The 18,605-nt window shown below is 59.0% G+C and carries 17 protein-coding genes; 7 read left to right on the top strand and 10 right to left on the bottom strand.

The annotated features are described in order from the left end of the window. Window positions 1-3 precede the first annotated feature (3 nt). The 3 genes from ACP7BS_RS19575 to ACP7BS_RS19585 form a co-directional block, all read right to left on the bottom strand. Window positions 4-1,188: a fumarylacetoacetate hydrolase family protein gene (locus ACP7BS_RS19575; RefSeq protein ID WP_426239450.1), complete on the bottom strand. Its 1,185-nt coding sequence runs from the start codon at window positions 1,186-1,188 to the stop codon at window positions 4-6. Between the two features lie 160 nt (window positions 1,189-1,348). Beyond that, window positions 1,349-2,065 (bottom strand): FadR/GntR family transcriptional regulator, encoded by a 717-nt coding sequence (locus ACP7BS_RS19580; protein ID WP_426239451.1) that lies wholly within the window; start codon window positions 2,063-2,065, stop codon window positions 1,349-1,351. Window positions 2,066-2,099: 34 nt separating this feature from the next. Further along, window positions 2,100-3,476, bottom strand: a complete 1,377-nt coding sequence (locus ACP7BS_RS19585; protein WP_426239562.1) for an FAD-binding oxidoreductase — start codon at window positions 3,474-3,476, stop codon at window positions 2,100-2,102. A gap of 271 nt (window positions 3,477-3,747) precedes the next feature. On the opposite strand from ACP7BS_RS19585, the gene denD reads away from it, so the two are divergent. From denD to ACP7BS_RS19600, 3 genes are read left to right on the top strand one after another with little or no spacing between them, the layout of a single operon-like run. Next, on the top strand, window positions 3,748-4,731 hold the full coding sequence (gene denD / locus ACP7BS_RS19590; RefSeq protein WP_426239452.1) for a D-erythronate dehydrogenase: 984 nt from the start codon (window positions 3,748-3,750) through the stop codon (window positions 4,729-4,731). Further along, on the top strand, window positions 4,728-5,645 hold the full coding sequence (locus ACP7BS_RS19595) for an NAD(P)-dependent oxidoreductase (RefSeq protein WP_426239453.1): 918 nt from the start codon (window positions 4,728-4,730) through the stop codon (window positions 5,643-5,645). Before denD ends, ACP7BS_RS19595 begins: the two co-directional genes overlap by 4 nt. After that, window positions 5,645-7,429, top strand: a complete 1,785-nt coding sequence (locus ACP7BS_RS19600; protein ID WP_426232980.1) for an IlvD/Edd family dehydratase — start codon at window positions 5,645-5,647, stop codon at window positions 7,427-7,429. Before ACP7BS_RS19595 ends, ACP7BS_RS19600 begins: the two co-directional genes overlap by 1 nt. 91 nt (window positions 7,430-7,520) lie before the next feature. On the opposite strand, the gene ACP7BS_RS19605 is transcribed toward ACP7BS_RS19600, so the two are convergent. From ACP7BS_RS19605 to ACP7BS_RS19625, 5 genes are all read right to left on the bottom strand, one after another. Next, window positions 7,521-8,135 carry a DJ-1/PfpI family protein gene (locus ACP7BS_RS19605; protein ID WP_426232982.1) on the bottom strand — a complete coding sequence of 205 codons (615 nt, stop codon included), beginning with the start codon at window positions 8,133-8,135 and terminating at the stop codon, window positions 7,521-7,523. Window positions 8,136-8,196: 61 nt separating this feature from the next. After that, window positions 8,197-9,147 (bottom strand): substrate-binding domain-containing protein, encoded by a 951-nt coding sequence (locus ACP7BS_RS19610; protein WP_426232984.1) that lies wholly within the window; start codon window positions 9,145-9,147, stop codon window positions 8,197-8,199. Between the two features lie 56 nt (window positions 9,148-9,203). Beyond that, window positions 9,204-10,196: an ABC transporter permease gene (locus ACP7BS_RS19615; protein WP_426232986.1), complete on the bottom strand. Its 993-nt coding sequence runs from the start codon at window positions 10,194-10,196 to the stop codon at window positions 9,204-9,206. Next, window positions 10,193-11,680: a sugar ABC transporter ATP-binding protein gene (locus tag ACP7BS_RS19620; protein WP_426232987.1), complete on the bottom strand. Its 1,488-nt coding sequence runs from the start codon at window positions 11,678-11,680 to the stop codon at window positions 10,193-10,195. The genes ACP7BS_RS19615 and ACP7BS_RS19620 overlap by 4 nt, the downstream gene beginning before the upstream one ends. 100 nt (window positions 11,681-11,780) lie before the next feature. Beyond that, entirely contained in the window at window positions 11,781-12,482 is a 702-nt protein-coding gene (locus tag ACP7BS_RS19625) for a GntR family transcriptional regulator (protein ID WP_060640043.1), read from the bottom strand. An 87-nt stretch (window positions 12,483-12,569) separates the two neighbouring features. Here ACP7BS_RS19625 and ACP7BS_RS19630 point away from each other — a divergent pair, with 87 nt between their 5' ends. The 4 genes from ACP7BS_RS19630 to ACP7BS_RS19645 are packed head-to-tail and all read left to right on the top strand — an operon-like array spanning window position 12,570 to window position 17,171. Next, window positions 12,570-13,604 (top strand): Ldh family oxidoreductase, encoded by a 1,035-nt coding sequence (locus ACP7BS_RS19630; RefSeq protein ID WP_426239454.1) that lies wholly within the window; start codon window positions 12,570-12,572, stop codon window positions 13,602-13,604. Next, complete coding sequence (locus ACP7BS_RS19635; protein ID WP_426232993.1) at window positions 13,601-14,827, top strand: iron-containing alcohol dehydrogenase; 1,227 nt, start codon at window positions 13,601-13,603, stop codon at window positions 14,825-14,827. The genes ACP7BS_RS19630 and ACP7BS_RS19635 overlap by 4 nt, the downstream gene beginning before the upstream one ends. Window positions 14,828-14,841: 14 nt before the next feature. After that, window positions 14,842-16,329: an NAD-dependent succinate-semialdehyde dehydrogenase gene (locus ACP7BS_RS19640; RefSeq protein ID WP_426239455.1), complete on the top strand. Its 1,488-nt coding sequence runs from the start codon at window positions 14,842-14,844 to the stop codon at window positions 16,327-16,329. Between the two features lie 20 nt (window positions 16,330-16,349). Then, complete coding sequence (locus ACP7BS_RS19645; RefSeq protein ID WP_426232997.1) at window positions 16,350-17,171, top strand: alpha/beta hydrolase; 822 nt, start codon at window positions 16,350-16,352, stop codon at window positions 17,169-17,171. A gap of 171 nt (window positions 17,172-17,342) precedes the next feature. On the opposite strand, the gene ACP7BS_RS19650 is transcribed toward ACP7BS_RS19645, so the two are convergent. Both ACP7BS_RS19650 and ACP7BS_RS19655 read right to left on the bottom strand, forming a co-directional pair. Further along, window positions 17,343-17,654, bottom strand: a complete 312-nt coding sequence (locus tag ACP7BS_RS19650) for a putative quinol monooxygenase (protein ID WP_426239456.1) — start codon at window positions 17,652-17,654, stop codon at window positions 17,343-17,345. A 3-nt stretch (window positions 17,655-17,657) separates the two neighbouring features. Further along, complete coding sequence (locus tag ACP7BS_RS19655) at window positions 17,658-18,605, bottom strand: ABC transporter permease (RefSeq protein WP_426239457.1); 948 nt, start codon at window positions 18,603-18,605, stop codon at window positions 17,658-17,660.

Genomic DNA, 18,605 nt, shown 5'->3' on the forward strand with positions numbered 1-18,605 from the left:
GACTTATGCCTTATCCAAAAGACCGCGATCGGCCAGGTTGCGGATGAGGGCTCCAACGCCAAATGTCCATTCCGGACAGACGTCGCTGCGTTCCACCCAGTTTACCAGGCGGCCAAGCCGAGCTGTCGAAATTTCCACACGGTCGCCGATTTCATGGGTAAACCCCTGCCCGGTCCCGCGCCGATCCTTCACGGGAGCGAACATCGTTCCAAGGAACAGGACTGCGCCATCCGGATACTGGTGATTTCGGTTCCTAAGCTGTGAGGCAAGGTTTTCCGGTGAGCGGCTGATGGCCTCCATCGGGCTTTCACCCGTCATCTCGAAACCATCCTCGCCGTGGACCACGAGCTTGACCCTGACGCGGCTCAGGTCGTCCATCGTGAAACTGTCGTCAAACAGGCGAATGAACGGGCCGATCGAGCAGGAGGCATTGTTATCTTTCGCTTTGCCGAGCAGCAGTGCCGAGCGTCCCTCGACGTCCCGCAGGTTCACGTCGTTGCCCAGGCTCGCCCCGACAATCAGGCCATCGGAGCGCAGCACCAGCACCACTTCCGGCTCTGGATTGTTCCATTGCGAGATCGGGTGAATGCCAACAAGCGCCCCACACCCAACCGAGGACATCGGCTGGGCCTTTGTAAAGATTTCAGCGTCCGGACCGATGCCGACCTCCAGATACTGCGACCAGACATCCATATCCTCAAGCAGTGACTTGACCTTGGATCCCTGTTCTGAGCCCGCAACCAGACCGCGAAGACTGTCGCCGAGAACAGGCGCAAGCTTTGCGCGGATCGCCTGGGCCCGCAAAGGATCGCCCTTGGCCTGCTCCTCGATGACACGTTCCAGCATGCTGTCGGCAAAAGTTACGCCAGCGGCCTTAACAGCCTGCAAGTCGACCGGGGCAAGAACCGTTCCCTTTTCCCCGGACAGGAAGCTGTCGAGGGTACCGAGATCTGTCAGACCGGATGCAGCGCGCAGGACATCAACGAGGTTTTCCATTTCGAGAAGGGCCGACATGGTGGCTGCAAGGCTCGTCAGGTCCACCACGCGACCACCCGAGATCATCACCGGGCATGGGCCAGCGTTTACCTTCGACCAGACGCGTCCGACCAGAAAAGCGTCGGCGGCGTCATCCGGCAAAATAGACTCTGCGCGCAATACACGTTGGGAATTCAAAAATAACCCTCCCACCTATCCGGCGAGTATGCCCTCCAGCATAACTTGCCTTATTGTCAGGATGTCTGACAACGCTCCAACTGCTTTTTTAGTGTGTCTTAATCCGCCTGTCCAGAGCCCAAGTTGGAAAGCCGCGAAAAACCTACAAGTGGCCGTCACGGCCGATCAGCCGGCGTCAGAATATTTCGAGCGTCAAGTCCAGCCTGCCCGCGGCACCCATGATGTGGTTGCGCATCGCGGCGCGGGCTTTCAAGGGGTCGCGCGTCGCCACCGCGTCACGGATGGCAACGTGTTCGGCAATCGTGATCTCGACGATTTCCTCAAGGAGGGCGGCGGCGCGCGCTGCATTTATGGCAAGGCTGATGCGCTCGGCGATGAAGCCGATGAACAACGGGTAATACTCATTATGGGTCGCGGTCGCCAAGGCCCGGTGAAAGACGAGATCGGCAACAATCCCCTGATCGGTCCATTTTTCAGCCCCCGTCATCTGGACCAGCGAGTCGTCCAGCTTTTTTAAATCAGCATCGTCATGATGGATGGCGGCAAGACCGGCTGCCTCGATCTCCAGCGGCATGCGGAGCTGGAAAAGGCTGCGAAAGCTCCCGCGGTCGCGGAGATCGGTCTGCTCGATCCGAATGGCGCCCCGCCCCAGAGTCTCCGTGACAAAAGCGCCGACGCCTTGGCGGGTCTCGACAAGACCCTCATTGCGTAATTGAGCGATCGCCTCGCGCACCACGGAGCGGCTAACGCCGAAGGTTTTGGCTAGAATGTGCTCCGTCGGCAGCTTCTCGCCGGCCGTAATCCGACCTTCGGCGATTTCCTTGCCTATATGCCCGGCGATGCGCGCCGGCAGATGCTCGTTCCGTCTGATCTGGCTGAAGTCCGCCGTCATGCTCTTTTCCGCCCCCTGATAATGCCAGACTATTCTACGATATGCCGGGGAAATTCAATTGGCAGCCTGGGTTCATCACCATGGATGGATCGATGGCCTGCTTCAGGGCAGTTAGTACTGCGCGCCGCGACGGATCCAGCCGTTCTTCGAAATCGGCACGCTTCAGGCGGCCGATGCCGTGCTCGGCGCTGATGCTGCCGTTGTACCCGTCCAGGACCTGGTTCACGACCGTCTTGGCCTTGTAGATCTTGGCTGCTGCCTCGTCCGGCGAACTGTTGCATGGCGGCAGGACATTCAGATGCACATTGCCGTCGCCAACATGGCCGTAGGACACGCTGATGCAGTCGGGAAGCGCCTCCGACACAGCCTGCTCTGCGTCGCGCACGAAATCGGCAAGGAGGTAGAGCGGCACGGAAATGTCGGTGCGCATATGCGGGCCACGCTTGGCCTGACCTTCGTTCATGCCCTCACGGAAAAGCCAGAGGTTACGCGCTTGAGCTTGCGAGGCGGCGATCACGCCGTCGACCACAAGGCCGTCTTCCATGACGCCGCCGAGGAAGCGCTCCATCAGATCCGCGATATCGACGAGACCGGATCCGGAAATCTCCATCAGCACATAGGCTGGATAATCGCCGGCAATCGGCATTGAAAGATCCGGGATCGCTTCCCTTGCCAGGACAAAGGCCAGCGGCGGCATGAATTCGAAGGCCGACATCAGGTCGCAGCAATCGCGCCGGGCGCGTCGATAGAGCTTGATGGCATCATCGAGAGAGTTCAGCCCAAGCAGAGCAGTTGCCACCTGATCCGGGAAAGGCATCAGCTTGATGGACACGGCAGTGATGATGCCAAGCGTTCCTTCAGCGCCGATGAAGAGTTGCTTCAGATCGATGCCGCGATTGTCCTTGCGCAGGGTCGACAGGCCGTTGAAGATCGTGCCGTCGGGCAACACCACTTCCAGGCCCAGCACCAGTTCGCGCGTCATTCCATAGCGCAGCACGTTAATTCCGCCGGCATTGGTCGAAACATTGCCACCAATGTGGCAGGAGCCCTGGGCGCCGAGCGCCAGCGGGAAATACATGTCCTTTTCGGCGATCCGGTCCTTTAGCTCCGACAGGATGCAGCCGGCTTCGATCACCGCCGAAAAGTCGTCGGCGTCGATATTACGGATGGCGTTCATGCGCTCGAGGCTTAAAACCACCTGGCTTTCGGGCCGATCCGGAATGCTGCCCAGCACCAATCCGGTATTTCCACCCTGAGGAACGATCGAAAGACCGAGCGCACGACAGGCACGAACAGCAGCGGCAACATCCTCGGTTGAGCGCGGGCGCAGTACCGCGACGGCGCTGCTGGTCACATCGCCGTGCCAGTCCCGACAGAAGCGAAGCATCTCCGCGCTATCCGTCATCACCATATCGTTCGTCAATGCCGCGCGCAGGGATGCCTGCAGAGCCGCTGATGTGCACATGACATCCGCCCTCATGTCTTACCTTTTCCCAGAATGCCGCTTCGACACCGCCTACCCCTTTTTAAGGGGCGGAGATTTTTTCGTCGGCGTGCCAAATATTCTATTTTCAACTTGACCATATAAGGTTATCAGACAACCTTACAATAGAAATTTTGTCCGCCTTCATTGAGGTGCTTCTAAGCAATTTAGGGCGGTCGAATCCAGGGAGGAGAGACTGATGCATATCCTGATCATCGGTGCGGCCGGAATGGTTGGCCGCAAACTCGCGGCCAAGCTTTCTGCAGACGGCGAGCTTGGCGGCATGCCGATCAGCGAATTAACCTTGGTGGACGTCGTAACCCCGCAGGCTCCCGACGGTTTTACCGGTAAGGTCAACACCAAGGAGGCCGACCTATCGGCACCGGGCGAAGCGGGGTCGCTCATCGCGGCCCGGCCGGATGTGATCTTTCATCTGGCGGCCATCGTCTCTGGGGAAGCGGAGCTTGATTTCGAGAAGGGTTATCGGATCAATCTCGATGGCACGCGCTATCTGTTCGACGCCATCCGCCTTGCAAATGGCGTCGACGGCTACAGGCCGCGTGTCGTCTTCACCTCCTCGATCGCCGTCGTCGGTGCGCCATTGCCCTATCCGATCCCGGACGATTATCACACGACGCCACTGACCAGCTATGGCACCCAGAAGGCGATCTGCGAACTGCTTTTGTCCGACTACAGCCGCCGCAGCATCTTCGACGGCATTGCCATCCGCCTGCCGACGATCTGCATTCGTCCCGGCAAGCCGAACAAGGCCGCGTCCGGCTTCTTCTCCAATATCCTGCGCGAACCGTTGGTCGGCAGGCAAGCCGTTCTCCCCGTTTCCGAAGACGTTCGTCACTGGCACACCTCACCACGCTCGGCGGTGGGCTTCCTCATCCATGGCGCGACTATCGATCTGGAGACAGTAGGCCCGCGTAGGGCTCTCTCCATGCCAGGCCTCAGTGCCACGGTGGGCGAACAGATCGAGGCGCTGCGCCGCGTGGCTGGCGATCGGGCGGTCGCGCTGATCCGCCGGGAGCCGGACGAGATGATCATTAAGATGGTCGCCGGCTGGGCCCCGGGCTTCGAGGCGACCCGTGCGAAAGCGCTTGGCTTTATCGCCGAAACCTCCTTTGATGAGATCATCCGCGTCCATATCGAAGACGAGCTGGGAGGAAAGCTTTGAACGCAAGAGGTTCGGATCGGAAGCGCCCCCGCAGGATCGCCTTTCTCGGAACAGGACTGATGGGTGCGCCCATGGCACGACGGCTGCTCGCCGCCGGTCATCAGGTTACGGTCTGGAACCGGGACGTCACCAAGGCGCAGGCTCTCGTTACCGACGGTGCGGTGGTGGCCGAAACGGCAGCTGTGGCGGCCAAAGGCTGCGATATTGCCTTCACCATGCTCAGCGATGGCAAGGCCGTCGAGGCAGTGCTATTTGACGGTGGCGTGGCCGAAGCTCTGGCCGAGGACGCCATCGTTGTCGATTGCAGCTCGATTTCACCGCCGGTCGCCAGGGATCACGCCGCCCGCCTCATGGTGCTTGGCATTGCGCATGTCGATGCACCGGTCTCCGGCGGCGTCGTCGGCGCGCAGTCCGGAACGCTTGCCATCATGGCTGGTGGCGACGCGGCAGCGATCGATGGACTTGTCGAGGTGTTTGTAGCCCTTGGACGCGTGACCCATGTCGGGCCGCCCGGTGCCGGGCAGATGTGCAAACTGGCCAACCAGCAGATCGTTGCCATCACCATCGGTGCTGTTGCCGAAGCGATGCTGCTGGTCGAGGCCGGCGGCGCTTCTCGGGAAAAGTTCCGGGACGCCATCCGCGGCGGCTTTGCCGAGAGCCGGATTCTCGAACTTCATGGCGCGCGCATGGTAAAACGCGATTTCACGCCCGGCGGCCCATCGAAGCTGCAGCTGAAAGACCTCAACGCTGTCAAGGAGATGATCGATCTGTTTTCGCTGGACCTACCCTTGACCGAGCAGATACGGATTGAGTTTTCGGCCTTTGTGGCAGGGGGCGGCGGCGACATGGACCACAGCGCCTTGCTGCTGCATCTCGAAGCGATGAACGCTGCATCAGGCGGGGAGGAGAAATAATGGCCGAGGATAGCAAGGGCGCGCGCCGTCTGCGTTCGCAGGACTGGTTCGACAATCCCGATCATCTCGATATGACGGCGCTCTATCTCGAGCGCTTCATGAACTACGGCACGACGCCGGAAGAGCTGCGCTTCGGCAAGCCGATCATCGGGATTGCCCAGTCCGGCAGCGACATCAATCCTTGCAACCGCCACCATATCGAGCTTGCCAAGCGCGTCCGCGATGGCATCCGTGATGCCGGGGGCATCCCGATCGAGTTTCCGACCCATCCGTTATTTGAGAACTGCAAGCGGCCGACAGCGGCGCTCGACCGCAACCTTGCCTATCTCGGCCTGGTCGAAATCCTCTACGGTTATCCGCTCGACGGCGTGGTCTTAACCACCGGTTGCGACAAGACAACGCCTTCGGCACTGATGGCAGCCTCGACCGTCGATATTCCGGCGATCGTCTTTTCCGGCGGTCCGATGCTCGACGGCTGGCACGATGGCGATCTGGTCGGGTCCGGCACGGTCATCTGGCGGGCGCGGCGCAAATATGCGACAGGGGAAATCACGCGGGAGGAATTCCTGCAGTCTGCGCTCGATTCTGCGCCGTCGATCGGTCATTGCAACACCATGGGTACAGCCTCGACCATGAATGCCATGGCAGAAGCGCTCGGCATGTCGCTCACCGGTTGCGCCGCCATTCCTGCCGCCTATCGCGAGCGCGGCCAGATGGCCTATCGCACCGGGCGGCGAGCCGTTGAACTGGTGCTGCAAAATATCAGGCCATCGGATATCCTGACGCGCGAGGCGTTCCTCAACGCGATCCGGGTGAATTCCGCGATTGGCGGCTCGACCAACGCGCAGCCGCATCTGGCCGCCATGGCCAAGCATGCCGGCGTCGAATTGCACACCCACGACTGGCAGACACATGGCTTTGACATTCCGTTGCTGGCCAATGTGCAACCGGCCGGCGCATACCTTGGTGAGCGGTTCCACCGAGCCGGTGGCGTCCCGGCCATCATGTGGGAGCTGCTGCAAGCCGGTAAGCTCGAAGGCGGCTGTCCGACGGTGACCGGCAAGACCATGGCGGAAAATCTGGAAGGCCGGGAGGCAACTGACCGCGAAGTCATCCTGCCTTTCCATACGCCGCTGAAAGAGCGCGCCGGTTTCCTCGTGCTGAAGGGCAACCTGTTCGACTTCGCCATCATGAAGATGAGCGTTGTGTCAGCCGGCTTTCGCGAACGTTACCTGAGCGAGCCTGGTAAGGAAGGCGTGTTTGACGGCAAGGCGGTGGTGTTCGATGGCTCCGAGGATTATCATAAGCGGATCAACGATCCGGTATTGGATATCGACGAGCGCACGATCCTGGTGATCCGCGGCGCCGGCCCGCTCGGCTGGCCTGGCTCGGCCGAAGTGGTCAATATGCAGCCACCGGATCATTTGATCAAAAAGGGTATTCTTAGTCTGCCAACGATCGGCGACGGCCGCCAGTCTGGCACGGCTGACAGCCCGTCGATCCTCAACGCTTCTCCTGAGAGTGCGGCAGGCGGCGGCCTTGCCTATGTGCGAAGCGGCGACATTATCCGCATTGATTTCAACAACGGCCGTTGCGACATGCTGGTCGAGCCGGAAGAAGTCGAACGGCGCAAGGCAGAGGGCATTCCCGCCGTTCCGGCGGATGCCACACCATGGCAGATGCTGTACCGCCGCACCGTGACGCAACTGTCCGATGGCGCCGTCATCGAAGGCGCCCCGGAATTTCGTAAACTTGCTGAAAAGCTTCCGCGCCATAACCACTGAGCAATTGGCACGGTGTTAGGCTAATGATTATATCAAATGGCCGCTCGGAGGCGGCCATTTTTCATTATCCAGCATCGTGTGGTTAAGGGCGTTAGGCGGCCTTAGCGACATCTTCGCTGTGGCGAATTTCAGTTCCAAGCACTTTTAGGCATTCCCTGATAAATGCGGCCAATGCAGTCCAACCTTTTGCCGACACCATTGTGCCATCGACATAGGCCTCAGTCGGTGAGAGATCAATATATGTACCGCCAGCCAAAGTGACCTCAGGCTCGCAAGCTCCGAGCGCCGCCACCTTCTTGCCACGCACGACGCCATCAACGGCGATCAGGATCTGGACGCCGTGGCAGATCGTGAAGATCGGCTTCTGCGTCTCGTGGAAGTGCCGGACGATGGCCTGCACACGCTTGTCCGTACGGATGTATTCCGGCCCGCGACCGCCAGCTGCATAAACCGCATGGTACTGGTCAAGCTGTTTCTCAGCTTCCGAAAACGTCTTGTTGATGGTGAAGAAGTGGCCGAGTTTTTCGGTGTAGGTCTGATCGCCCTCGAAATCGTGGAGCGATGTCTTGATGAGATCGCCCGCATTCTTGTCCGGGCAGATGACATGCACCGTATGTCCGATCGCTTCCATCGCCTGCTGGAAGACGAAAATCTCGTATTCCTCTGTGAACTCACCGGTTAGCATCAGTATTTTCTTGCCTGGCATGATCTGCTCCTCTTGCTGCATGCAGTGGGGCGGCATGGGCCGCCCCGGTTTGGGTAAGTGGTTAGAAAGGAGAATCGGGGAAATAGTATTCCTTGGCGTTCTCCTGGGTGATCAGCGGGGCGTCGAGCTTGACGGTACCGCGCACTGGCGCTTGGCCAATAAGGTTGGCGACAGTCATGTAGATTGCCGTCTTGATCATTGCAGGCGGATATGGTGTCTCCACCGGGGTCATCGCATCTCCATCGATGACCTTTTTGACGATGTCTTTCATGCCATTGCCGCCGAGAGCGAGCTTGATGTCCTTGCGGCCGGATTCCTTGACGGCTTCAAGCACGCCGAGCAGCATGTCATCATCGTTGGCCCATACCGCGTCGATCTGCGGATACTTCGCAAGATAGTCCTGCATCAGCTTGAAAGCCTCATCGCTGTTCCAGTTTGCATACTGGATGTCGAGGACCTTCAGTTCAGTCCCTTGGATGGCATCATTGAAGCCTTTGATGCGCTCGTCGTCGATGACGGTCGGGATGCCGCGCAGAACGACGAGATTGCCCTTGCCGCCGAGTTTGTCGATCATGTACTTCGCGGTGTTCCGGCCGACTGCGATATTATCGCCCGCAAGATATAGATCTTGGATTGTGGCGTCGCTCAAACCGCGGTCGACGACGGTTATGAACGTTCCGGCGTCCTTGACGGCCTTGACCGGGGTCGTCAGTTCTTCCGAGGAATACGGCAGAATGACCAGGGCATCGAGCTCGCGTCCAGCTGACAAGTCTTCCAAAGCACTCACTTGCGCCGTTGCTGATGGCGAAGTTTTGACGATGACCTCGACGCCTGGAAAAGCGGCATTGATTTCCTTGGCGGCAGCCTGTGCGTGGTAGACGACACCGGCCGTCCAACCATGGTCGGCTGCCGGAATCGACACCGCGACGACTTTCTTGTCGGCGGCCAGCGCTTGATTGGCAATTAGTAATGTCCCAACGGCCGCAGCCGCAATCAATTTCGTCTTAAACATTATATTCCTCCCAGAATTGGACCCAAAATTAAGCACCCATGCGGTCCTGACACGGATTATTTCGAAAACCTTTGAATAAGCATCGCGATAATGATGATGACACCCTGAACCCCGGCGACCAGGTATTCCGAGACGAGATCGGACAGAACCATCAGGTTGGCGATGAGTTCGAGAATGACGGCCCCTGCGACCGTGCCCCAAACGTGTCCCTTGCCTCCCCGCAGTGCCGTACCGCCAATGACGACCGCGGTTATGACCTGGAGTTCCCACAGGACCCCGGTTGTCGGCGTCGCCGCACCAAGACGTGGCACGTAGCAAATGGCAGCAATCGCAACGCAGGCTCCCTGTATCGCGTAGGCAATCGTGCGCGTTTTAATGATCGAGATGCCGGAGTAGCGGGCGACGTCCTCGTTCGCCCCCACAGCCGCACACTTTCTTCCATACTTCATCTTGTAGAGAGCGAAGGAGGCGACTGCGGCGACCGCAATCGAGATCAGGATCGGGATCGATATTCCGCCGACCGTGCCGAAATAGACAGGGCGATAGGCCTCACGCAGGCTGCGATCGATCGGGATCGTTCCGCCGTCAGACATATAGGTGATCAAGGCTCGGAAGATGCCCATCGTCCCTAGCGTCGCAATGAACGGCTCGATCTTGCCGACGGTCACGATGAGACCATTCATCAGACCACAGGCAGTGCCGATGACGATCGCCACGACCATCCCTGCTGGAATTGCCGCGAGACCCCACTCTGGTGCCATGCTGTTCATGAAGAGGATGGTAATGCCCGTGATGAAGGCAGCCATCGACCCAACGGACAAATCCAGCCCCCCCGACGAGATCACAAATGTTGCGCCAACGGCTATGATGGCGATGAAGGCACTTCGGGTAATGACGTTTCCAAGATTGGTGGCTGACAAAAAATCCGGATTGATGAGGAAGCCGATCACCAGCAGTGCCAGCAAAGCCAGGAATGGCCCCACGTCTGCCCAACCGATGTCCCATTCCCGTTCCTGTCGAAGCGGCGTCGATCCTACAATCGCACTCATGTCGTTCCTCCCTGCTCGTCGGATGTCGTCACATTGCTGGTCGCCAGGAGCGCAATCTCATGTTCCGTCATCCGGGCTCCGGTTACCTCGCCTGTGATCCGCCCCTCCCGCATCACAAGAATTCGATCGCAGATGCCGATCAGCTCCTGCATTTCCGATGAGATGACGATGCACGTCCTGCCCTCGCCAACCAATCGATGGATGAAGGCGTAGATTTGCGCTTTGTTGGCGATATCGATGCCACGTGTCGGCTCGTCGATGACGACCACGGACGGGTTTGTCATGAGAACTTTAGCCAGCAGCAGTTTCTGCTGGTTACCACCTGAAAGCTGGCCTGCCCTGACGCCCAGCGTTTTCAGCCGAATGTCGTATTCGTCGACGGCGTCAATAAGCGCTGTCTGCTCGCGAGCCCTGCGCATCATCAGACCAGGGTGAAACCGCGACAGCGCGGACAGCGTCAAATTGGGCCCAAGCCGCTCGTGGAGCAGCAACCCCTTGCCTTTTCGATCCTCTGTGAGGTAGCCGATGCCCGCGTCCATGGCCGCCCGAGGCGAGCGGATGTCTATCGACCTGCCGTCGAGCGTGACCGACCCGCTGGATGCACGTAGCCCCATGATGCCTTCGAACACCTCGGTTCGACCTGCACCGATCATACCCGCGAACCCGAGGATTTCGCCCTTCCGTGCGGTGAAGGATATATCCTTGGCATAGCCGGGGACGATCAGGCCCCGCACCTCCAACGACGGCTCCCCGGAAACATCAACACGCTTCTGAGGGTAGAGAGCCGCAAGATCCCGGCCGACCATAAGGCGAGCCATGTCCATTTGGCTGAGGCCACTGCCCGGATACGTTCCCACGAGCCTGCCATCGCGCAGGACACTGACCTTGTCGGCGAGGCGCTGAACCTCGTCGAGACGATGGCTGATATAGAGAACCGCCGCGCCCTGTTCTTTGAGCTGCTGGATGATTGTCAGAAGCCGCTCGACTTCGTCCCCCGTAAGGACTGCGGTCGGCTCGTCGAAAATAACCAGCTTGTAATCGTCAAGAAGTGCGCGAGCGATCTGTACGAGTTGGCGATCAGCGAGCGAAATTTCCCGAACCAGTGCATTCGGCTTAATGTGACAGCCCAACTGGGAGAGCTTTTCAGTTGCAAGTCGGCGCATCGTCCGGTCATCGACCATTCCATTGCGCATCAACTCTCTCCCGAGAAACAAGTTCTCCGCAACCGTCAAGCCATCTGCCAGCAAGATTTCCTGGTGGACCAGGACGATCCCAGCTTGGTGCGCATGTTCAGGCTTCGAGAAGCTGACTTCTCGTCCTGCCATCGTGAGTGTTCCGGCTGTCGGCTCGGCGTAGCCTGAAAGGAGCCGCATGAAAGTCGATTTGCCCGCGCCGTTCTCTCCAATGATGGCATGAATTTCGCCGGGAAGAACATCAAGCGACACGTCGGACAGCACAGTGACCGGACCATAGTCCTTTGACATCCCGTCCGCCCGAAGGACAGGCTGACGCTCCTCACTACCGCGGTTCGACACGTCGCATTTCTCCCGGTGGAGACTCAAACCAACCGACATGGAAGCCCCCTCATTCGAACGCCGGAAGAAGACGGTCACGCGAGTGCTCTAAGTGCAGCCGCATTGCTTTCTCAGCGGCGTTCGCATCCCCGGCAGTAAACGCCGCCAACAAAGCTTCATGCTCGTCCAGGGCTTCCTCGGTGACCCGTGAATGGAACATCAAGCGAAAGATGTGAAAATGCGTGTGCTGGTGATTGAGCGTCTCGCGGATCAACTCGTTTCCTGCGAACTCCATTATCCTGTCGTGGAAAACCGCGTCCTGCCGGGCGAACGTCGAATAGCGGATACGCTCGTCGGTCCCTTCCTTGCGACCCATCACACCACCCGCCTCCTGAAGTGAAGCAAGCTTCGCCTCATCCATTCCGGCAGCTGCCTTGGCAGCACCATCCGGCTCAAGCAACAGGCGCAGTTCGTACAATTCGTCGAACCTGCGACGGGTAATTTGTGGGGCGGCGCTGTAACCGATTAAATGTGTCTTGACGACCAGCCCTTCACCCTCGAGCCTGCCGAGCGCCTCCCGGATAGGGGTCTGCGAGACGTTCAGTTCCCGCACCATATTATCGACAGATATGCGGCCCCCGGGCGAGATCTTAAGCGCCATGAGCTGAGCGAAAATCGCCTCGTACACACTTTCAGCCAAGCTGTTGCTGCGCTGGATAAAGCCGCTGTGGTCGGGCGCGTTGGTCAGGTTCGTGGAATTTCTGTTCTGCATATCTTGCCTCTTGACATGATCGACAGCTAACACGATGGTGCCCTATATGCAATCCCATATCCTATACGATTTTATATTGGAGACTTCATGAGGGTGTTACAAGAGGATGCGGTACAGTTGGCTTCCACCCTTCTGGAGCAACGCGACTCCCCATCTGCCCACGCTTCGCTGCAGGCGCACGTGCTCGTTGATGCCGAGCTCAAAGGTCATCCGTCGCACGGCCTTCAACGGTTACCTCGAATCCTGACGCGGATTGAAGGGGGCCTTATTGACCCTCAAACTGAAGGAAAAGCGATCTGGCGCTCTCCGTCTTATTTGGAGGTCGATGGCCTTAAAGGACTCGGCCCCGTCGTGGCTGTGTCAGCGCTGAAACAGTTGAGCGAGCGGGCGGAAAGCTCGGGCGTCGCCATATGCGGTATCCGCAACTCGAACCATTTGGGAATGCTTGCGTATTATGTCGAGTGGCTAGCGACCCGCGGCCAGGTTGGCATCGCCCTCTCATCAAGCGAAGCATTGGTTCATCCCTTCGGCGGTACACGGGCTGTTCTTGGAACCAATCCTTTGGCGATTGCTGTCCCGACTGCGAACAGGCCGATGGTGGTCGATCTTGCCACGGGCGTCGTGTCCATGGGGAAAATCCACCATCACGCGGCGAACGGCTTGTCGATCCCCCTCGGCTGGGCGCGAGATGAAACAGGCCAGCCAACGACCGACGCAGTTCGAGCCACAAAGGGAGCGATCGCTCCGTTCGGCGACGCCAAAGGATATGCTCTCGGCATGGCGCTTGAACTCCTCGTCGCCGCGCTGGCGGGCTCAGCCTTGGCACCGGACGTAAGAGGCACGCTCGATGCGGACACGATTTGCAACAAGGGAGATGTCTTTATCGCAATCGATATCGGCATCCAGCCCGAACTGATTCATCGCCTCACCGCCTATCTGGACCTTGTCCGAGCCTCGCCCCCGTCAGATGCAAACATACCGGTTGCCATACCCGGAGATGGTGCAGCGGACAGGCGCGCCCAAGCTCTTATTCATGGCTTCGAAATCGCGCCAAACCTTTGGCAGGACCTCAAAGCCCTTTCTCAATCCACAAGATCGCTATCCAAAGGACATGCAAGATGACCCTTTTTGCCGCCATCCGACTTCCACAAGAAATCCTTTTCGGCAAGGGACAGCGTCATGCACTGCCGAAGATCGCTGCCAGGCTCGGGAAAAGAGCCCTGATCTGCACCGATGAGCGTTTCGCGGCGACACCGATTTTTGCGGAAATTGTCGGGGAATTGGAAGCCGTGTCTATTGCCGTTCTGATCTACGACAAAGTGCTACCGGACGTCCCACGGGAGACAGTCGCTGTCTGCGTCGCTGATGCCCGCGCGTTCGGTCCTGACATGGTGATTGGCATTGGAGGGGGTAGTTGCCTGGATATGGCGAAATGCGCTGCGCTGCTGCTTAGCCACGCCGGACGCCTCCAGGATTACTACGGCGAATTCAAAGTTCCGGGGCCAATCCTTCCAATTATCGCAGTTCCCACCACGGCTGGCACTGGCTCCGAAGTGACGCCAGTTGCCGTCATCTCTGATTCCGAACGCACGCTTAAAGTAGGCATTTCCAGCCCGTACCTGATCGCGACGACAGCGATCTGCGATCCCGACCTGACGATGACCTGCCCGCCCGGCTTGACGGCAGTGGCGGGTGCAGATGCCCTTACCCACGCCATCGAAGCATTCACCGCGGCACGAAGGGGCACCGACCATGCCTTGCCGCAGGACCATGTGTTCATTGGAAAGAGTGCTCTCACGGACCATTTTGCGCTGCTGGCCATCAAACTACTCGGACGCAGCCTGGAGAAGGCTTGCAAGGATGGGAGCGACGAGGACGCAAGAGCTGACGTAATGATGGGGGCATTGGCCGCAGGCTGCGCCTTTGGGACAGCCGGGACAGCCGCAGCCCACGCCATCCAGTATCCAGCCGGCGCGCTTACCCACACAGCGCACGGTCTCGGCGTGGCAACCATGATGCCGTACGTGATGAATTACAACAAGGCGTCGTCCATCAGCGAGATGGCGGAGATTGGATATGCGCTGGGGCTCGGTGGACCGAGCCAGAACCCAGATCAAATGGCGACAGCGGCGATCGAGGAAATCCGCAGGCTGTTCGCGGCCATAGGAATCACCCCCACGCTCGCCGATCTCGGTCTCCCGATCGACAAGCTCGACTGGACCGCCGAGCAGGCCTTCGGCATCGATCGACTGATCAAGAACAATCCCAGGCCGTTTGACCTCGACGCAATGAAGCGTCTTGTGAGAGCCGCTTATGACGGCGACTTCGCTGCTTCCGCAATCTAATATCGAGGAACGAAATGACCATCGCACAAAAGACATCTCCGCTCGCCAATCAGGTGCCGGACATCGACGCAGCCTCTAGAGGGCTTTTTATTGACGGACGTTGGAATCCGTCGCACGGTGGCCAGACGATCGACGTTGTGGATCCCTCGACCGGAGACCGTCTTGCATCAGTACAGGATGCGACCGTCGAGGACGCCCGCATCGCCGTTGGAGCCGCTGCGGCCGCAGCGCCTTCCTGGCGTGCAACCTCTCCCCGCAAACGTTCCGAAATCCTGCGCCGTTGTTTTGAACTGATGGTCGAACGCTCTGAGATGCTCGCGACCTTGATCTCTATGGAAAACGGCAAGGCCCTGAGCGACGCGCGTGGCGAGGTCGCCTATGCTGCCGAATTCTTCCGATGGAACGCGGAAGAAGCCGTTCGCATCACCGGAGAGTTCGGGATCGCGCCCGCCGGGACTAACCGCATCATCGTGGACTACCAGCCGATAGGCATATGCCTCCTCATCACTCCCTGGAATTTCCCTGCAGCGATGGCAACCCGGAAAATTGCGCCGGCTCTGGCTGCGGGATGCACGGTTATTCTCAAGCCTGCCAGTGAAACGCCGCTGACGGCTTACGCGCTCGCTGCAATCTATGAAGAGGCGGGCGTCCCATCGGGCGTCGTCAATGTGATCACCACCAGCACGCCAGGTCCTGTCACCGCCGAAATACTGTCGGATCCCCGTGTCAGGAAACTATCATTCACCGGATCGACAGGTGTTGGTCGCCAGCTGCTGGCTGAAGCGGCGAAACACGTGATCTCATGTTCGATGGAGCTCGGAGGCAACGCGCCCTTTGTCGTGTTTGACGACGCGGACCTGGAAGCATCGCTGGATGGCGCGATGATTGCCAAGATGCGCAACGCCGGAGAGGCCTGCACCGCCGCCAACCGTTTTTATGTCCAGACGGGAATATACGACGCTTTTGCCGAAGGCCTGTCGAAACGCATGGCCGCCTTGAAGGTCGGCGCGGGCATTGACGGAGCCACCGAGTGCGGGCCGATGATTACCCGCAGGGCCGTCGAAAAGATTGGCCGCTTGGTTGAAGATTCAAAAACGAAAGGTGCGCGTGTTCTGTGCGGAGGAAAAGCACCGGAAGGACCCGGGTTTTTCTACCCGCCTACTGTTCTGGTCGATGTTCCAACCACCTCCGAGATGGCGCACGAGGAAATCTTTGGCCCGGTCGCACCCCTCTATCGTTTCGAGAGCGAGGAAGAAGCTGTCAGCCGCGCCAATGACACAGAATATGGTCTAGCGGCTTACGTGTATACGCGTGACGTAGGTCGCGGAATGCGTGTCGCCTCTGCCCTGGAAGCAGGGATGATCGCTTTGAACAGAGGACTGGTCTCGGACCCCGCAGCGCCCTTCGGAGGGGTCAAGCAGAGCGGCCTCGGACGCGAAGGCGGGCAGCACCACGGCATTGCCGAATTCATGGAAGCAAAATATATCGCTACGAGCTTTTAGAAACGCGAGGAGCGGAAACTTTGGAAAACGACCCGTTCCGCATTCGCGCGCACGTCGCGGACTTCGACGCGATCGTCGAGGAGATCGTCGCATCAAGCGCCAGGACTCGCGACCGCCTATCCATGGCAGCTGACGTTCCCTATGGCGACGGTCCATCCGAGACCGTCGACATCTTTTTCCCGGAAGGCTCGCGGGAAAATCTGCCCGTGCATATCTTCATTCATGGCGGCTATTGGAGAATGTTCTCGAAACGAGACTATTCCTACGTTGCCAACACTGTGACGAAAGCCGGGGCTATCGCCGTGATCGTCGATTATGCCCTGATGCCAAGTGTCCGAATGTATGTTTTAGTTGATCAAGTGCGCAGAGCGAAGCGATGGGTGACCGGCAATATCGATACGTACGGCGGCGACCCGTCGCGTCTGACAGTGAGCGGGCATTCGGCAGGAGCACACCTTGCGACATTTCTGTTCAATGAACATCAAGAGCGGTCAGGTATCGCTGCGGCCCTTCTGCTGGGCGGACTCTACGATCTCAAGCCGCTTCAAAGGTCGTTCTTGGCTGCCGAAATCGGCATCACGGATGAGGAGGTCTTGGCTTTTTCGCCGATGTCGCAGTCTTTTGACCGTGACTGCCGCGTGACCGTCGCGGTTGGTGCAGAAGAAACTTCTCCGTTTCACAAGCAGGCAAACGATTTTGTGATGATGCTGGAGATGCAGGGTCAAGCGGTGTCAAAGAGATCAATCACTGGTGTCAACCATATGAGCAGCGTGCGTGACCTCGGTCTTTCGGCCAGTTCCACAGGCACCCTGTTACTGGAGACGATCGGTAGGGCGGTTTAGACAAGCGGCCAAGCTCGCGATGCTGTGGGGGACTCTCCCGCATTTCACGCCTTGAACCAGTTCGAACCACTGACCTGTAGATGTCAGCATTGAGAATAAAACATAGCCCACTGGAAAAGCGTCTGGCCACAAATAGCGGCTGACGGATCTTCCGGTCCTGGGTCTCGCCCGTTAGTGCGCATATATGATCGTGCTCAACATCGTCAGATGGCGGATTTCAAAGGGGCTGGGCAAGAGCCTGTGGATCTCGCTTACAAGCGGCAGCAGATGGGGCATCTTCATGTGCGCATCGAGGTCGGCTTGGCTGCGCCAGTTCTCGTAAAACACGAAGACACACGGATCGCCCGCATCTACGTGGAAGTCGTAGTTGATGCAACCGGGCTCAGCGCGTGTCGGCGCCACCTGGGCCGCGAGGAGATTTTGCAGTTCCTCGCGCGTTTCCGGCTTTGCGGTGATTGTGCCAATAATCGTGACACGGGACATAACTTAGCTCCGCTTCTGCGACAAGGCGACGGCGAGGATGATGATGCCGCCGCGCGCGATGAGCTGCTGGGAGAATTCCAATCCCATCAGGATCAGGCCGTTGTTGATCATGCCGATCATCAGGGCGCCGACAATGGTCCCGATGATGGTGCCCTTGCCGCCAAAAAGACTGGTTCCGCCAAGAACGGCTGCCGCGATGACCGAGAGTTCGTCGCCTTCGCCCAGCTGGAACCGGCCTGACTGAAGCCGTCCCGCATAGAGCATGCCGGCGAAAGCCGCTGCGGTCGAGGAAATCACGAGCACGCGGAATTTGATTGCCTTTGTGTCAATGCCGGAATAGCGCGCCGCAGTTTCTCCGCCGCCGGTTGCCAGAACGCGGCGGCCGAAGCTGGTGCGGCGCAGAACGACGTGGCCGATGGCGCCGAAGACGACCATCCAGAACAACAATACCGGAATCTTGAACAGTGATCCACCGCCAAACAGCCAGGAATAAGCGGGGCTGAGGATAGGGACGGCCGCCGTGTTGGAAATCCACATCGCAAGCCCCTTGGCGATGCCCATCATCGCCAGCGTTGTCAGAAACGACGGTATGCCGACGCGCGTCGTCAGCCAGCCGTTGAACATGCCGACAGCAATGCCCGTTGCGAGGCCTGCGAACACACCGGCCACCGGCCCCGCCACCGCAATCGCCATGGCAACTGTAACCGTTGCGAGCCCTGCGACCGCGCCAACCGATAGATCGATCTCGCCGGCGGACAGCACGAAGGTCATGGCAATGGCCATGACGGCGATCATGGCCGTCTGGCGCACGATGTTGAGCAGGTTGTTGGGGTTGAGAAAGCCCTTGTCGGCCAAAGTCAGGGCGAAGATCACCGCAAAGCCGATATAGATGATGTATTGCCGCCAGTTGGCCTTGAAGCTCTCAGCGAGCGTTGGATTTGCGGTCGTCAT

This window comes from Pararhizobium sp. DWP1-1-3 (assembly GCF_049896125.1).
Lineage (GTDB): Bacteria > Pseudomonadota > Alphaproteobacteria > Rhizobiales > Rhizobiaceae > Pararhizobium.

Bases quoted from the DNA above. Each gene is read 5' to 3' on its own strand.
- ACP7BS_RS19580 (WP_426239451.1), bottom strand. From the start codon at position 2,065: ATGACGGCGGACTTCAGCCAGATCAGACGGAACGAGCATCTGCCGGCG.
- ACP7BS_RS19585 (WP_426239562.1), bottom strand. From the start codon at position 3,476: ATGGTGATGACGGATAGCGCGGAGATGCTTCGCTTCTGTCGGGACTGG.
- denD (WP_426239452.1), top strand. From the start codon at position 3,748: ATGCATATCCTGATCATCGGTGCGGCCGGAATGGTTGGCCGCAAACTC.
- ACP7BS_RS19600 (WP_426232980.1), top strand. From the start codon at position 5,645: ATGGCCGAGGATAGCAAGGGCGCGCGCCGTCTGCGTTCGCAGGACTGG.
- ACP7BS_RS19605 (WP_426232982.1), bottom strand. From the start codon at position 8,135: ATGCCAGGCAAGAAAATACTGATGCTAACCGGTGAGTTCACAGAGGAA.
- ACP7BS_RS19610 (WP_426232984.1), bottom strand. From the start codon at position 9,147: ATGTTTAAGACGAAATTGATTGCGGCTGCGGCCGTTGGGACATTACTA.
- ACP7BS_RS19615 (WP_426232986.1), bottom strand. From the start codon at position 10,196: ATGAGTGCGATTGTAGGATCGACGCCGCTTCGACAGGAACGGGAATGG.
- ACP7BS_RS19620 (WP_426232987.1), bottom strand. From the start codon at position 11,680: ATGTCAAAGGACTATGGTCCGGTCACTGTGCTGTCCGACGTGTCGCTT.
- ACP7BS_RS19625 (WP_060640043.1), bottom strand. From the start codon at position 12,482: ATGCAGAACAGAAATTCCACGAACCTGACCAACGCGCCCGACCACAGC.
- ACP7BS_RS19630 (WP_426239454.1), top strand. From the start codon at position 12,570: ATGAGGGTGTTACAAGAGGATGCGGTACAGTTGGCTTCCACCCTTCTG.
- ACP7BS_RS19635 (WP_426232993.1), top strand. From the start codon at position 13,601: ATGACCCTTTTTGCCGCCATCCGACTTCCACAAGAAATCCTTTTCGGC.
- ACP7BS_RS19640 (WP_426239455.1), top strand. From the start codon at position 14,842: ATGACCATCGCACAAAAGACATCTCCGCTCGCCAATCAGGTGCCGGAC.
- ACP7BS_RS19650 (WP_426239456.1), bottom strand. From the start codon at position 17,654: ATGTCCCGTGTCACGATTATTGGCACAATCACCGCAAAGCCGGAAACG.
- ACP7BS_RS19655 (WP_426239457.1), bottom strand. From the start codon at position 18,605: ATGACGACCGCAAATCCAACGCTCGCTGAGAGCTTCAAGGCCAACTGG.